This is a genomic window from Terrabacter sp. 05T424, assembly GCF_056396225.1.
This window is the reverse complement of the sequence record NZ_JBFTLB010000012.1, coordinates 18,112-33,028: the sequence shown is the minus strand read 5'-3', so window position 1 is coordinate 33,028 and position 14,917 is coordinate 18,112. Positions and strand designations below refer to the sequence as shown.

The following is a 14,917-nucleotide window of genomic DNA, read 5'->3' as shown; positions in this document are numbered from 1 at the left end:
GTGGGGTCGGATGGCTGGGGGCTTGTGGCGCCACCCAGCGTATGCCGCCCAGAATGGTGCGATGGACGAGCGGGCGAGGTTCGCTGCAGCCCGCGTGGCCAGGCTGGCAACGGTCGGTGCCGACGGCGCGCCGCACCTCGTGCCCGTCGTCTTCGTCGTGCGGGACGATGGACTCTGGAGCGCCGTCGACCACAAGCCGAAGTCGACCTATGACCTGAAGCGGCTGCGCAACATCCGCGGCAACCCGGAGGTCAGCCTCCTCGTCGACCACTACGACGACGACTGGACCCGGCTCTGGTGGGTGAGGGCAGACGGCCGGGCGACCGTCGTGGAGGGTGGCTCGCCCGGCACCGACGCCGTGCTCGACGACCTCGCGGCGAAGTACCCGCAGTACGCCACCGACCGACCCGACGGCCCGCTGGTCCGGGTCGACGTGCGGCGCTGGTCGTCGTGGCAGCACGGGTAGCACGGGCAGCACGGCGGCGGTGGGGGCGCCGTCGGCACGGTCATCGCCTGACGGCATACCTCGCGTACGTCGTCCCACCGCTGAAGCGTCGGGAGTCGAGCAGCTCGAGGTCGAGGCGTATGCCGTCGGGCAGGCTCGCCGTGCCGCCGCCCACCACGACCGGCACCCTGAGCAGGGCCAGCTCGTCGACGATGCCGGCGCGCAGCGCCTCGGCTGCGAGCGTCGGCCCGCCGACGCTGACGTCACGCTCGGCCCCGGCCACGAACCGGGCGACCGCGGCGGGGTCGAAGTCGCGCTCGAGGGTCGTGCGCCCTGAGGTCACTTCGGTCAGGGTGCGCGAGTAGACGATCTTGTCGGCCGCCTGCCAGATGCGCGCGTAGTCATGCTCGATGCCGTCACCGTCGGTGGGTGCGCTCTCCCAGTAGGTCATCACCTCGTAGAGGCGGCGGCCACAGAGGTAGGTGCCGACGTCGCGCTCGAGGTCGTTGACGAAGGCGTGCACCTCGGCGTCCGGGGCGGCCCAGTCGAAGGCGCCCGAGGCGTCGGCGACGTAGCCGTCGAGTGAGGCGATGGTCGTGTAGAGGAGTCGGGCCACATGTTGACTCTGTCACTCAAGCGTGCTCAAGGCGGTCGTTTCGAGTGGGGCGCGTGCGCACCGCAGGACTACAGTTGTTCGGGCTCCGGCGCGGTGATCCCGCCCTGAACCCTCCCTCCATCCCCCACCCACAGGGAACGCTCCGTGCTCCGACGTCTGACTCCCGCCTGCGCCGTGACGGCCTGCGCCCTGGCTCTGGTCGCCTGTAGCGGCGGCTCCCCGAGCCAGTCGCCGGAGGCGGCCGCGCACCCCGGCTGGGCCGTCGTCGCCGAGCTCGTCTGCCCCTCGAGCGGGCACTCGACCGGCTCTCTGGCCGAGCACAAGATCACGTGCACGTCGAAGGGCAAGCCGCTCGAGGCCGCCTTCTACGACGAGGCCGTGCAACTCGACCGCCGGGTCAGCACGTTCGAGTGCAAGACGGGCGTGAAGTCCGTCGCCGGCAAGGACTGGATGGTGCCCGCGATCACCGACGAGCAGGTCGTCGCGAAGCTGCTCGACGCCGGCGGCATCAACCTCTGCTGACGCGGCTCGCCCGTCAGGTGAGCCGTCGCTCAGGCGTCGGGCTCGTCGAGGAACGCGTGGGTGAGGTCGGCCAGCTCGCGCGCCGACTCGGTGTTGAGCAGGGGCCCCGCGCCGTCGACGACGTGCAGCCGCGCGGTGGGCAGCTGCTGCGAGAGGTGCTGGGCGGCGGTGACCCCCGCCTTGTCCTTGGACCCGGCGACGACGAGGGCCGGCGCCGTGACCTGGCGCAGCGACTCGGTGCCGTCGAACCCCCGGAGAGCCTCGAGCACCGCGAGCATCCGCGGGCGCGAGACGCCGGCGTCGACGAGCCTGCTCTCGGGCACGAGCCTCATCGCGACCCGCTGCATCCGCAGTGCGCCCTTCGACGGACGCACGAGCGCGCCACCGAGCACGAGTCGCCCGACCAGCTCGGGCCGCTCGACGGCGAGGCGCAGCGCGACGCTCGCACCGACCGAGACCCCGACGATGTCGGCCTGCTTGACGCCCTGCAGCTCGAGCTCGTCGGCGACACCGGCCGCCGCGGCCGCGAGGTCGAAGCCGACGGGGTCCTTGGGCTTGAGCCCGCGCATCCACGGGGCGTTCATCGGCCGCCCGGCGCCGAAGGCCGACACGAAGTCCTGCCAGGCGATGGGCGACTGGCCCAGCCCGTGCAGGAGGACGAGCGGACGGGGACGGGGGCTCGGGTCGGCACCGGACGGCATACGAAAGCCCTTCAGCTCCAGTCGAGGACGACCTTGCCGCACTGCCCGGAGCGTGCGGTCTCGAAGGCCTCCTCCCACTGCTCGGCCGGGAAGCGGTGCGTGATGACCTGGGCGACGGCGGCCCGGAAGCGCTCGGACGTCGCGATCATCTGGGACATGGCGTACCAGGTGTCGTACATCTCGCGGCCGTAGATGCCCTTGAGCGTGATCATGTGGGTGATCACCTTGCCCCAGTCGAGGTCGTAGGACTGGTGCGGCAGGCCCAGCAGCGCGATGCGGCCGCCGTGGTTCATGTTGGCGATGAGGTCGGTCACCGCAGGCGCGGCGCCCGACATCTCGAGGCCGATGTCGAAGCCCTCCTTCATGCCGAGGTGGTGCTGCGCGTCGGCGAGGCTCTCGCGAGTGACGTTGATCGTGAGGTCGGCCCCGGCGGCCTCCGCGAGCGAGAGGCGGTAGTCGCTCGCGTCGCTGACGACGACGTAGCGGGCTCCGGCGTGACGCGCGATCGCTGCGGCCATGACACCGATGGGTCCGCCGCCGGTGATGACGACGTCCTCGCCGACCATCGGCCACTGCAGCGCCGTGTGGGTCGCGTTGCCGAGGGGGTCGAAGACGGCGCCGAGGTCAGGGTCGAGGTCTGCCGGCTGCACCCACGCGTTGCTCGCCGGGATGACGACGTAGTCGGCGAACGCGCCGTCGCGGTTGACGCCGATGCCCTGCGTCCGGATGCACAGGTGGCGCCGGCCCGCGCGGCAGTTGCGGCAGGTGCCGCACACGATGTGGCCCTCGCCGGACGCACGGTCGCCGACCTTGACGTCGGTGACGTCCTCACCCACCTCGACCACCTCGCCGTAGAACTCGTGGCCGATGACGAGCGGCGGCTTGACGACCGACTCGGCCCAGTCGTCCCAGCCCGCCAGGTGCAGGTCGGTGCCGCAGAGGCCGGCCCGCATCACACGGATCTTGACGTCGGCGGGCCCGCACTCGGGCTCGGGACGGTCGACGAGCTCCAGGCCGGGGCCTGCGGTCAGCTTGGTGAGTGCACGCACGGAGGAGAGTCTGCCGTATGCCGTCGCACTCGGTCTCCCGGGCGCCGGCCGACGCGACCGACGCCCTTTGCGGGGAAACCCCGATGCGCGGGGCCCTCGCGGAGCAACACTCTGTTGAAGGGGTCCTCGCCGCGTGGCACGCAGGGCACGCGCGGCGAGGACGTCGGGGCGGGGGCCGAGCCGGGAGGGTGAGATGAGCGAGGCTCAACCGATCGCGGCCGACGACCTCTCGTTCGCCGGCCGCGGATCGGTGATCCGCAGCGAGCAAGCTGTCGTGCTCGTCCTCGTCGCCGTCGCCGTCATCCCGATCCTCTTCCTCGACTTCCTCTTTCGTCGGCCGACCAATCCGTTCTGGGACGCGTTCCGACCCTCGTCGCAGGGGTCCGTGTGGTCGTTCTTCACCTCCCCTGAAGCCGTGGTGCTCTTCGTGCTGACCGGGCTCACCCTGCTGAACTACGGCATCCGGCGGCGCGGCGTCCTCAACCGGATCGACGAGCACGTGAGCGGGGGCGGGGGCGGCGAAGGTGGGGCGGCAACGAGTCCTGACCACGACTCAGTCCTCGATCCGCCCCACGGCACCGTGATCTGCTGCTCGGGTGGCGGGATCAAGTCCGCCTCGTTCTGCATGGGCGCCCTCCAGGTCCTGCACGAGGCGGGGGTGTACGCCAAGGCGCGTGACGTGGTTGCGGTCAGCGGAGGCGGATACGCAGCGGCGGCCTTCGCCGCCATGGCCTACCGGAAACGCCACTTCCTGCACGACACCACGACGATGCCGTTCGCCCCGGACAGCAAGGAGCTCGCGGAGCTGCGACGGCGGACGAACTACATCGGCCAGCCCGGACGCACCCGCTTCGACCTCGTGGTCTCACTCCTCGCCGGCATCGCGCTCAACGCCCTCATCGTGGGTGCTGGCGTCGTAGTCGTCGCATACGTGCTCGGTCAGCACATGGCGCTCACCGGCATGATCCAGGCGCAGGTCGAGGACGCCGGATCCCACTCCACGAAGCCCGAACCGACGGTCGCCTGGACGCGTGTGTTCGCCGACTGGTCCGGCAGCAGCGCGCTCCTCGTTCCGGCTGCCGTCGTCGTGCTCATCGCCCTCGTGTGCGCCCTCCCTCTGCTCACGGTCTCGGTGAAGCCGCTGGTCGAGTACGCGTGGGGAGCCCGGCTCTACCGGGCGGTCGTCGGAGTCGTGCCGGAGACGAAGACCACCGCGCTCGAGAACCTGCCGTCGCGGCTGCTGGCCCTCGCCGCTGCGGCCTTCGCCTTCGGCGTCGTGATGCCCGCGAGCGCCGTGCTGCTCCACAACTGGTTCGTTGCCGGTGAGGAGCCGCGGTTCAGCATGCCCGCGGTGTGGGCGGCCGGGGGCGGCACCCTGGGTTCGATGTGGGCGCTCGTCGCGAGCACGGTGAAGGGACTCGCCTCGCCCCAGGATCCGTCGTCGACGGCCGGCAAGGTCCTGGTGGCGTTTCGACAGGCTGTCGCACCGCTGCTGGCAGTGCTGCTCTTCGTGGCGGTTGCAGTGGCCGTGACGTCCATCGTCGCGACCTGGTTCCTCAGCTCGGCGCTCCAGCACAACAACCAGCCGTTCTGGGTCGGCGGCGCCATCGCCGGCCTCGTCCTCCTCCGTCTGTGCGGGTCCTCGGGATCGCCGACGACACGACGCTTCTACGAGGACCGGCTCTCGTACGCCTACCTCGACCACTGGGACGGCATGCCGCAGGAGGCCCGCGACGACGTCGAGCTGAGGGACGTGGCGTCGGGAGAGGACGGCTGTTGGCCGGGTCTCACCCTGCTCGCGACCGCCAATGTCCAGGAGGGTGACGTGCTGCCCTCTGGCCGCGGCGGCACGCCGTTCGTCCTGGGCGCCACAGTCGGTCTCACCTCGACGCAGCTTCCGGGAGGCAGCGCGCTCGTGGACGTCGAGGACTACCAACCCGTTGGCCGGCGTCCCCTCACCCTCGCGAGCGCGGTCGCCCTCTCGGGAGCCGCCGTTGCTCCGACAGCGGGCCGGGAGTCGAAGCGGATCGGCGCCTATCGTCTCCTGCTGGCCTTCGCGAACATCCGGCTGGGGGCGTGGGTCCGCAACCCGAAGTACGAGTCGTTCCGACGGCAGGGCGTGGCTCGCGGCACCTTCAAGAAGATCAGGAAGTCTGCCAGGACCAACATGCGGATGGACCAACCAACCGCCCTCAGCGTCGTCAACGAAGCCTGGGGGCGGGTATCCATCTACTACCCGTACCTCTATCTCAGCGACGGCGGCCACTACGACAACCTCGGGCTCACCGAGTGCCTGCGACTCCGCCCCGAGCAGGTCATCGTCCTCGACGGCACCGGCGACGCCGAGGACCAGTTCCCCGTCCTCGGCGACGTCATCTCGACCGCCCGCATGGACCTCGACGTCTCCGTCGACCTCGACCCTGCACCACTGTGTCGTGGGGACAAGGAGTACCCCCCGCGCAGTCATGTCGTCGGGACGGCGCGCTACGACGACAACAGCTCGACGACGATCGTCTACCTGCGTTGCGTGCTTCCGGAGAAGGCCTCGTGGGACCTCCAGTCGTTCAAGCTGCGCAACCCCGACTATCCGTCGACCCTGCAGCGCTTCGAGATGTTCGACGAGTTCGACTTCGAGGCCTACCGTCAGCTGGGCGTGCTCGTCACCCAGCTGGCGCTCGGCGACATCAAGCGGACCAGCCCATGGAAGTGACACTCAGACCGGAGAGTCTGTCCAAACTCGGTGGTTCGGCGCTGCACCGCGCGGGAGAATCGCTTGTGTTCGTGCGTCTGACCCCGACCCGGGCGGTCCTCTTCGGCACGACGGCCCTCGTCGTCAAGATCGCCACATCGGCCCCGCGGCTGTCCACCGAGGCCCCGGCCGTCGCGATCACCTGGCTCACCACGCTGTCGTTCGTCGTCATCGGCCTGACCCTGCTGTCGTCGGGTCTCCCCCGCATCAACGGGTGGGCCTGCCTGCTGGTCGCGTGGGCGATCGTCCCCGGTGACCTCAACGACCCGCACTACGCCGAACACGGCCTGTCGTGGCTCGGCTTCCTCCTCGAGCCCGTCTACCTGTCGGCCGCCGTCGCCCTCGTGCTGCGCTACCCGCGCGAGCGCCTGCGCAGCCGCGAGAGCCTCATCGTGGTCTCGATGCTCGCCGTGAGCATCCTCAGCCGCGCGGGGGCGATGTTCACGACGGGGTCGCTCAAGGACGGCTTCCACCGGCCCGACGGGTTCCCGACCGCAGCGCTCGACCCGTTCTGGCACGACGTCGCCTTCGTCCGGGTCGGTCGCGGGGTGACCGCAGCCCTGCTCGTGCTGACCGGAGTCGTCCTCATGTGGCGCGCCGTCAGCTCCATCGGACTCGACCGCCAGTCCATCGCGCCGCTCGCCGTCGTCACCGCGATCTGCTCGTTCGCCGCCGCGTTCGACCAGGCGTACTGGGCACGGATGGTCCCCGACATCAACGCAGCCCTCGCCCGCGACCTCAGCGCGGCCATGATCCCCGTCGCGCTGCTCGCCGACCTGCTCCGGCGCCGGACGGCCGGGACGATCATCGCCGAACGCGTCGTCGCGGCCGCCCGCTCCGGTGACTCGCTCGAGCTCCAGTCGGCCCTGCGCAGCGCACTCGCCGACCCGTCGCTCGTCGTGGGCCTGCCCGAGGAGCCCAGCGCCCTGCCCGCCCACAGCCCGTCCGGCGACCGGTCCCGGGCGGTCGTCACCGACGACTCCGGGCGCGCCCTGATCCGAGTCGACTACAACCCCAAGGCGATCGGGGACGAAGCCCTGCTGCGGTCGGCGCTGGAGGCGTCGCGGGTCGGCCTCGAGAACACCCGGCTCAACGCCGAGCTCCGCGCCAACCTGGCCGCGCTCACCGAGGCCAACGCCCGCATCGTCAGCGCCACCCTCGACGAGCGCCGCCGGATGGAGCGCAACCTCCACGACGGCGCCCAGCAGCAGTTCCTCGCGGTGGCGGCCCTGCTCGCCCGCGCCGACCTCGTCGAGGCGGTGGAAGCGCGCCACATCGTCGGCGAGGCGCGCCACCAGCTGCGCGACGCGCTGGCCGAGCTGCGGCGGCTGGCCCACGGCATCCATCCCGCGGCCCTCGCGCAGGGCGGGCTCGTGCCCGCGATCCACACGCTGCGCGAGGCGGCCCCGTTCCGGGTCGAACTCGACGTCGACGCGGCGACGGCGGCGACCCGGCCGAGTGCCGCGGTCGAGGCGGCTGCCTACTTCGCCACCGCCGAGGCGCTCGCCAACGCGGCGAAGCACGCGAGCGCCACCGACGTACGCGTCGGAATCCGTCAGCGGGACGGCGCGCTCGTCGTGACGGTCGCCGACAACGGCATCGGCGGCGCACGCCTCGCGCCCGGTGGCGGACTCGTCGGGCTGCGCGACCGGCTGACCGCCCTGCAGGGCTCGCTCGAGGTGCACAGCGACCCGTGCAGCGAGCATCCCGACCGGCACGGCAGCGAGCTCGTCGCGCAGATCCCGCTCGACGTGGTGCGGTCCCGATGACGCCGCCGACGGGGTCTCCGCTGCGGGTCGTGCTCGTCGACGACTCGGCCCTCTTCCGCACCGGCCTTTCCGGGCTGCTGACCGCATGCGGCCTCGAGGTGGTCGCCGAGCTGCCCGACGCGACCGGGCTCCCCGAGGCGATCGCCCGCCACCGCCCGCACGTGGTGGTCCAGGACGTGCGCCTACCGCCCGACCACAGCGACGAGGGCATCCGCGCGGCCATCGCCACGCGCGCAGCGCACCCGGAGGTCGGCGTGCTCGTGCTCAGCACCTACGTGGAGTCGACCTGGGCGCAGCAGCTCTTCCGGGACGGATCGGCGGGCCTCGGCTACCTGCTCAAGGACCGGGTCGACGACGTCGACTCCCTCGTCGAGGGCATCCAGGCCGTGGCGCGTGGCGGCACGGTCGTCGACCCCGAGGTCGTGGACCGGCTGATGAGCACCACCCAGCGCCAGACGTCGGTGCTCGACCCGCTGACCGAGCGCGAACGTGACGTGCTGGCGCTCATGGCCGAGGGCCGGTCCAACGTCGGCATCGGCGAGCGCCTCTTCCTCTCGCCCCGCACCGTCGAGGCCCACATCGCGGCGATCTTCACCAAGCTGCCGCTCGAGTCCGACGACAACACGACCAATCGAAGGGTGCTGGCGGTGCTGGCCTTCCTGCGCAGCGGGGGTGGCGAGGCGTGACGGCGCGCGTCGGCCCCGACCTGCCCCCATGGGCGAGGATGTCCCCGTGAAGAACCCATCCGAGGGCGCGCGCGTCGAGCACGCCGTCGAGCGCCTGCGCGCGGCCGGCGAGCGCCTCACCCCGGCGAGGTATGCCGTCCTGCGGGTCGTCGACGCAGCCGACCGCACCGATGAGCACCTCACCGCCGACGACATCGGCGCTCGGGTGGCCGCCCTCGAGCCTGCCGTGCATCGCGCCACCGTCTACCGCACGCTCACCTCGCTCGTCGACTCCGGGGTGCTCTCGCACGTGCACCTCGGCGGCGCGGCGACCGTCTACCACCTGAGCGCCGGACCGGCCGCGGAGCACGCGAGCCACGGCGCGCCCCACGAGCACTCCCACCAGCACGCGCACGTGCAGTGCCACGTCTGCGGCAAGGTGCTCGACGTCCCGCCGGACGCCTTCGACGCGGTGGCCGAGCGGCTGCGCGCCGACCTCGGCTTCGTCCTCGACACCGGACACGCCGCCCTCCTCGGGACCTGTCGCGACTGCACCGCCGGCTGATCCGACTGCTGCCACTCACGGCCCACAGGCGTCACGATGGGACGTTGGTCCACGCCTGCACCTGAGGAGGCGACGATGACGACGTTGCAGGACACGAACCTCGGCCCGGACGTGCGGTCCGACGACGGGCGCACCTTCGTCGCGCTGACCGACCACCTCCATCCCGGCGACCTCGCCGTCATCGACGCAGACAGCACGAGCCTGCTGGCGCAGGTGCGGGCGAGCCGCACGGGGGCGCACCTCACCATCGAGGGCGGCATCGACGTCCCCGTCCCCACTGCCCTGACCGACGCCGGCGCCGGCCCTCAGACCACGCGGACGTCGAGCAGGTAGCCCTGGGCCGGGCCGATGACGGGCACCGGGAGACCCACCGCGGTGAGCACCGCACCCGGGACGACGAGCCCGTCGCCGCCGAGCGCGCCCTCCCACCAGGCCGGGTAGGTGTTCTGCACGACCGCGGGGAGGCCTGCCTCGGGACGGACGCGGACGGCATACGCCCTCGTGGGGTCGAGGCCGGGCAGCGGCACCGACCCCGTCACCGCATCGCGTCCCGTCACGAGGCGGGCCACGGTGTATGCCGCCTGCCCCTGCTCAGCGTCGACGGTGCCGGTCACCTGCACCGTCCCGTCGGGGGTCTCGGAGCGCACCAGGTCTCCCGAGTGCAGCAGTGGCCGCAGCTCACGGGCCAGCGCCGTCCACCGGGTCAGCGCGTCGAGCTCGTCGTCCGAGCAGGTCGTGAGGTCCCACTCGAGGCCAGGGTGGCCCTGCAGCGCCATGAGCATGCGGAAGCCGAGGTCGACGGTGCGGTGCGTCGTGTGCGCACTGGCCGGACCGATGTGGGTGCCCATGAGCTCGGCCGGCACGAGCAGGCTCGTCCAGCGCTGGATGCTCGCCCGCTCGAGGGCGTCGTTGCAGTCGCTCGTCCAGATGCGGTCGGTGTGGTCGAGCACCCCGAGGTCGACGCGCGCGCCGCCGCTGCTGCACGACTCGATCTCGAGACCCGGGTGGCGTTCTCGCAGGTCGTCGAGCAGCCGGTAGAAGGCGAGCGTGTGCGCGTGGACGGCGGGGGCGTCGACGCGCCGGGCACCGCCAGCGTCGACCGTGTGCACGGCCTCGAGGAGGTCGCGGTTGTGGTCCCACTTGATGTAGTCGATGCCGTACTCCGCGACGAGCGCGCTGATGCGCTCGAGCAGCTGGGCGCAGGCGGCGTCGTTCGTCAGGTCGATCAGCTGCTGCCAGCGCCACTCGCGCGGCGAGCCTGCGGCCGGCCCCAGCACCCACTCGGGGTGCTCGCGCACGAGGTCGCTGTCGTCGTTGACCATCTCGGGCTCGAACCAGAGCCCGAACTCGAGGCCGAGGCCCTTCACGTGGTCGACGAGCGGAGCCATGCCGTCGGGCCAGACGTCTTCGGACACGACCCAGTCGCCGAGTCCCGCGCGGTCGTGTCGCCGCCCTCCGAACCAGCCGTCGTCGAGGACGAAGCGCTCGACGCCGATGCGAGCAGCCGTGTCGGCCAACGCCTTCAGCTGGTCGAGGTCGGTGTCGAAGTAGACGGCCTCCCACGTGTTCAGCACGACGGGTCGCGGCCGCGAAGGGTGGCCGGCCCGCGCCCTCAGGCTGCCGTGGAGACGGCGCGAGAGCCCGTCGAGGCCCTCGGTGGAGTGGACGAAGACGACCGTCGGGGCGGCATACGTCTCCCCTGCCGCGAGCCGCACCTCGCCGGGCGCGAGCAGCTCGCCGCCGCCGAGGACCGCGTGGTGGCGACCGGCACCCTCGGGCAGCGACTCGACGAGGTGCTCGTGGTTGCCGCTCCAGGCCGTGTGCACCGCCCAGACCTCGCCGTGGCGCCAATCGAACCCGCGCGTGCCGGCCATCATCAGCAGGGTGGCGTCGTGCCCGGTGCGGCCTCGACGGCTCGCGCGCAGGTGGGTGCCGTGGTCGAGACGGCTGCGCTGCGGCGACCGTTCGCGGCACCAGCGCCCGGTGAGGTCGAGCACCTCGTCGGCGCGCAGGGGAAGGGGCATGATCGCCCGCAGCGCCGAGACGTCGAGCGGTGCCACGTCGTCGGAGGTGCTCGTCACCGACGCGTCGACCCGCAGCACCCCGTGCTCGTCGAGGGCGTGCCGCAGCTCCAGCCGTATGCCGTCCGCTGAGCTCGCGCGCGTGACCGCCGTCGCGCCCTCCGCCTCGCAGGTCACGTCCTGCCAGCGCACCGCGCCGGCGCCGCCGGCCCGGTGACCGGCCCACCCGCGCGTGCCCGACCAGCCGTCGGCCTCGCCCGGGAGCAGCGTGAGCGGCCACGGCTCGTCGAGCGCACTCGGCGGGGCCGGGGCCGTCGTGACCGCGGCCAGAGCGGCATACGTGCTCGCCCCTCCCGGCAGGGCCGGGCCCCAGTGCACGACCTCGGGCAGCCCCGAGCCCCCGGGCCGCGGCTCGAGCACGAGCGCGGTCCCGGCGGACTCGATGTGGACGATGGACGGCGCAGTGCGTGTGGTCTGGTCGGTCACGTCATCCCTTGGTCGCGCCGAGCGTCAGGCCGGCGACGAAGTGTCGTTGGAGCACGAAGAAGATCACCAGCGTCGGGATCGCGACGATCATCGACCCTGCCGCCACCAGGTTGTTGTCAGTGAAGAACTGGCCGCGGAGGTTGTTGAGCGAGCTCGTCACCGGGAACTTGTCACCCTGCTGGAGCAGCACCGTCGCCCAGAAGAACTCGTTGTAGATCCACGTCGTCTGGAGCACCGCGAGCGCCGCGAGCGCCGGGCGGCACAGGGGCAACGTGATCTGGAAGAACTGGCGCGTCACGCTCGCCCCGTCGATGACGGCCGACTCGTAGAGCTCCTTGGGCAGCGCCTTCATGTAGTTGCTGAGCACGAAGGCGCAGAACCCGGTCTGGAAGGCCACGTTCACGAGGATGAGGCCCTGGAAGCTGTTGAGCAAGGTGCCCGAATCGCTGAACCAGAACGGCACCTCGATCGACCGGAACATCCGGTAGACGGGGATCAGCAGCGCCTGCGCCGGCAGCAGGTTCGCGGCCATGAAGAAGCCGAGCAGGCCCACGTTGAGCTTCCACGAGAAACGCGCGACGACGAAGGCGATGCAGGCCGAGAGGAAGAGCGTCAGCAGTACCGCCGGCACCGTGATGACCGCGGAGTTCCAGAAGTGCAGGCCGAAGTCGCCCTGCTCCCAGGCGTTCTTGTAGTTGTCGAGCGTGAAGCCGCCCCACGAGATGTAGCCGTTCTTCGCGGTGTACGCGTAGTCACGGAACGAGTTCACCAGCGCCAGCAGCAGGGGGCCGAGCCAGATGAGCGAGACGATCGTCAGGACGACAGGGAGGAGCCAGCGGCGACCCGAGCGGGCGCCACCCTCGCGCGGCCGCAGCAGCGCCTGCTCGCGTGCGTGCACCGGGTCGACCGGGTTGGACGTCAGTGTCTGGTCGGACATCTCAGTCCTCCTTCATGGCGATGCGCAGGTAGACGAAGACGAGGACGCTCGAGATGAGCAGCATGATCGTGGCGAGCGCAGACCCGAAGCCGATGCGGCTCGCCTCGCCGACGACGTTCTGCGTGACGAGCGTGGAGATGAGCTCGAGGCCGTTGCGGCCCTTGTTGATCACCCAGACGAGGTCGAAGGCGCGCAGCCCCTCGATGAAGGTGACGACGAGCACGATGATGTTGATCGGTCTCATCACGGGGAAGACAACCCGGAAGAACGTCGTCGTCTCGCTGGCCCCGTCGACCTTCGCTGCCTCGCGCAGGGACGGGTCGACGCCCTTGAGGCCGGCCAGGTAGAGGAGCATGATGTAGCCCGCGTGTCTCCAGCTCGCCGCGATGAGGGCAGCCCAGAGGTTGACGCTCGGGTCGCCGTACCAGTCGGTCGACCCGCCCGTGATGGCGTTGATGAGCCCCTGGTCCCGCGAGTAGATCAGCTGCCAGATGAAGCCGATCAGGGCCAGGGACAGCACGACGGGCAGGTAGATGCTCGTCTGGTAGAAGCGGGAGCCCGCCGCCCCGCGGTCGATGAGCACCGCGAAGAGCATCCCGAGCGGGGTCGCGATGAAGAACAGCACCGCGAGCCAGATGAGGTTGTGCTGGATCGCCGGCCAGAACGGGGGGTAGATCGTCGCGATGTCCTCGTAGTTCTTCAGCCCGACCGACTTGATGCCGGAGAGCGGCCCGATCCCGTCCCAGTTGGTGAACGAGAGCAGGACCGAGCCGATCGCCGGGAGCCAGACGAGCCACAGGACGATGAGGGTGGGCACGACCACCATCAGGGCGACGACGATCTTGTCGCGTCCCGAGAGCTGGTCGATCCCCTTGTACTTTCGGGTGGTCGCCATAGCAGGTGCCTCCTCAGGACGTGAAGATGCTCTTCTTCTGGGCCTCGATCTTCGTGAGGAGGCCGTCGATGTCCTTCGGGTTCTTGATGAAGTCCTGGATGGCGGGGATCATCACGGTCGAGGCGAAGTCGGGGCGGGTGTCGCGGTCCATGAACTGGGCGATCGACTTGGCCGACTTCACGAACTCGACCGACTTCTTCTGCAGGGCCGTGTAGCCGCTCGTGTCGGCCTTGTCGTTCGTCGCGATGACGCTGGGGTCGGCCTTGAGGGCGAGCAGCTGCGCCTCGGGCTGCGAGATGTACTGGAGCAGCTTCTTGGCCGCAGCCTCGTTCTTCGGACGGGCGCTCATCATGTAGCCGTCGATGGGCGCCTCGATGGCGTCGGTGCCGATCGTCGAGTCGACCTCGGGGAAGGTGAAGAAGTCGAGGTCGTCCTGCTCGGCACCCTTGGTGAACTGCTGTGCGACGAACGAGCCGAGCAGGTACATGCCCGACTTCTTCTGCTGGAGCGACTGCGCGGCTTCCTGCCACGTGCGCCCGAGCGAGTCGGCCTGGTGGATCGGGAGGAGCCCGGCCCAGGTGTCGAAGACCTTCTTGACCTTGGGGTCGGTCCAGGCCTCCTTGCCGGCCATCAGGCTGACGTGGAAGTCGTAGCCGTTGACCCGCAGGTTGAGCTGGTCGAAGGTGCCCATCGCGGGCCACCCGTCCTTGTCACCGAAGGCGATCGGGTCGAGGCCGTCCTTCTTCATCTTCGCGCCGAGGGCGTTGAGGTCGTCGAGGGTCTTGGGGACCTCGTAGCCCCGCTGCTGGAAGACGCTCTTCCGGTAGAAGATCGCCCACGGGTAGTTGGTGATCGGCACGAAGTACTGCTTGCCATCCGCGGCCGTCGACGCCTTCTTCATGGCGTCGCTCATGCCCTGCATGTTGGCCCACACGTCTGAGAGGTCACCGACGAGGCCCTTCTGGGCGAAGAACTGCATGCGGTAGCCGGCGAACCAGGTGAACACGTCGTCGGGCGAGCCCTGGAGGTAGTTGTTGATGTTCTCCTGGAACGTGTTGTGGTCGACGGTGTTGATCTTGACCGTCGTGCCGGCGTTCGCCTTGGAGAACGCGTCCATGTAGGCCTTGACGGCCGCCTTCGGCACGGCGTCGGACTGGTTGGACCCGACGGTCACCGTGCCGGTCACGGCGCCGGTCGGGACGCCCTGACTGCTGGTGCCACCGTTGCCGCAGGCCGCGAGGCCACCTGCTCCGAGGAGGGCGCCGACGCCGAGTGCGCCGCGCAGCAAGGTCCGACGGTCGACGCCGCGGACGGAGGGGGGAACCATGCGCGCGAGGTATTCGGCCTCGCTCGTGGGGCGGGTCATTGCGGTCTCCTTTGACGCTGTGCCGGGAAGGTGTCGGACGTGACGAGAGGCGACGCATTCGAACATCGACCACCAGAAACCTCCAACAACAAACAGAGAATGTCCACGACCACCACCACCTGTCAAGACAT

14 protein-coding genes are annotated in these 14,917 nt (G+C 70.5%); 7 read left to right on the top strand and 7 right to left on the bottom strand.

Annotated elements, in window-relative coordinates; translation table 11 throughout:
* Nucleotides 1-61 precede the first annotated feature (61 nt).
* Complete coding sequence (locus tag AC1DE0_RS19665; RefSeq protein ID WP_478104551.1) at nt 62-466, top strand: TIGR03668 family PPOX class F420-dependent oxidoreductase; 405 nt, start codon at nt 62-64, stop codon at nt 464-466.
* Between the two features lie 40 nt (nt 467-506).
* On the opposite strand, the gene AC1DE0_RS19660 is transcribed toward AC1DE0_RS19665, so the two are convergent.
* Complete coding sequence (locus AC1DE0_RS19660; protein WP_478104547.1) at nt 507-1,061, bottom strand: dihydrofolate reductase family protein; 555 nt, start codon at nt 1,059-1,061, stop codon at nt 507-509.
* 144 nt (nt 1,062-1,205) lie between these two features.
* Between AC1DE0_RS19660 and AC1DE0_RS19655 the strand changes: the two genes are divergently transcribed.
* Nucleotides 1,206-1,583 carry a hypothetical protein gene (locus AC1DE0_RS19655; RefSeq protein ID WP_478104543.1) on the top strand — a complete coding sequence of 126 codons (378 nt, stop codon included), beginning with the start codon at nt 1,206-1,208 and terminating at the stop codon, nt 1,581-1,583.
* Nucleotides 1,584-1,612: 29 nt separating this feature from the next.
* Here the strand turns inward: AC1DE0_RS19655 and AC1DE0_RS19650 are convergent, their stop codons facing one another.
* Both AC1DE0_RS19650 and tdh read right to left on the bottom strand, forming a co-directional pair.
* Complete coding sequence (locus tag AC1DE0_RS19650) at nt 1,613-2,284, bottom strand: alpha/beta fold hydrolase (RefSeq protein ID WP_478104539.1); 672 nt, start codon at nt 2,282-2,284, stop codon at nt 1,613-1,615.
* 11 nt (nt 2,285-2,295) lie between these two features.
* On the bottom strand, nt 2,296-3,333 hold the full coding sequence (gene tdh, locus AC1DE0_RS19645; protein WP_478104535.1) for an L-threonine 3-dehydrogenase: 1,038 nt from the start codon (nt 3,331-3,333) through the stop codon (nt 2,296-2,298).
* Between the two features lie 193 nt (nt 3,334-3,526).
* Here tdh and AC1DE0_RS19640 point away from each other — a divergent pair, with 193 nt between their 5' ends.
* The 5 genes from AC1DE0_RS19640 to AC1DE0_RS19620 all read left to right on the top strand — a co-directional run bounded on the left by AC1DE0_RS19640 (nt 3,527) and on the right by AC1DE0_RS19620 (nt 9,414).
* Complete coding sequence (locus AC1DE0_RS19640) at nt 3,527-6,043, top strand: hypothetical protein (protein ID WP_478104531.1); 2,517 nt, start codon at nt 3,527-3,529, stop codon at nt 6,041-6,043.
* Nucleotides 6,044-6,114: 71 nt separating this feature from the next.
* Complete coding sequence (locus AC1DE0_RS19635; RefSeq protein WP_478104527.1) at nt 6,115-7,851, top strand: sensor histidine kinase; 1,737 nt, start codon at nt 6,115-6,117, stop codon at nt 7,849-7,851.
* Nucleotides 7,848-8,537: a response regulator transcription factor gene (locus tag AC1DE0_RS19630; protein WP_478104523.1), complete on the top strand. Its 690-nt coding sequence runs from the start codon at nt 7,848-7,850 to the stop codon at nt 8,535-8,537. The genes AC1DE0_RS19635 and AC1DE0_RS19630 overlap by 4 nt, the downstream gene beginning before the upstream one ends.
* A 46-nt stretch (nt 8,538-8,583) precedes the next feature.
* Nucleotides 8,584-9,081 (top strand): Fur family transcriptional regulator, encoded by a 498-nt coding sequence (locus AC1DE0_RS19625; RefSeq protein WP_478104518.1) that lies wholly within the window; start codon nt 8,584-8,586, stop codon nt 9,079-9,081.
* Between the two features lie 75 nt (nt 9,082-9,156).
* Nucleotides 9,157-9,414 carry a hypothetical protein gene (locus AC1DE0_RS19620; protein ID WP_478104514.1) on the top strand — a complete coding sequence of 86 codons (258 nt, stop codon included), beginning with the start codon at nt 9,157-9,159 and terminating at the stop codon, nt 9,412-9,414.
* Here AC1DE0_RS19620 and AC1DE0_RS19615 read toward each other — a convergent pair.
* From AC1DE0_RS19615 to AC1DE0_RS19600, 4 genes are read right to left on the bottom strand one after another with little or no spacing between them, the layout of a single operon-like run.
* Entirely contained in the window at nt 9,387-11,588 is a 2,202-nt protein-coding gene (locus tag AC1DE0_RS19615) for an alpha-galactosidase (protein ID WP_478104509.1), read from the bottom strand. The two genes, AC1DE0_RS19620 and AC1DE0_RS19615, sit on opposite strands and share 28 nt — an antisense overlap.
* Nucleotide 11,589: 1 nt before the next feature.
* Nucleotides 11,590-12,525 (bottom strand): carbohydrate ABC transporter permease, encoded by a 936-nt coding sequence (locus tag AC1DE0_RS19610; RefSeq protein WP_478104506.1) that lies wholly within the window; start codon nt 12,523-12,525, stop codon nt 11,590-11,592.
* Between the two features lies 1 nt (nt 12,526).
* Nucleotides 12,527-13,420: a carbohydrate ABC transporter permease gene (locus AC1DE0_RS19605; RefSeq protein ID WP_478104504.1), complete on the bottom strand. Its 894-nt coding sequence runs from the start codon at nt 13,418-13,420 to the stop codon at nt 12,527-12,529.
* 13 nt (nt 13,421-13,433) lie between these two features.
* Nucleotides 13,434-14,786, bottom strand: coding sequence for an ABC transporter substrate-binding protein (locus AC1DE0_RS19600; RefSeq protein ID WP_478104502.1), 1,353 nt, complete (start codon nt 14,784-14,786; stop codon nt 13,434-13,436).
* Nucleotides 14,787-14,917: the final 131 nt, after the last annotated feature.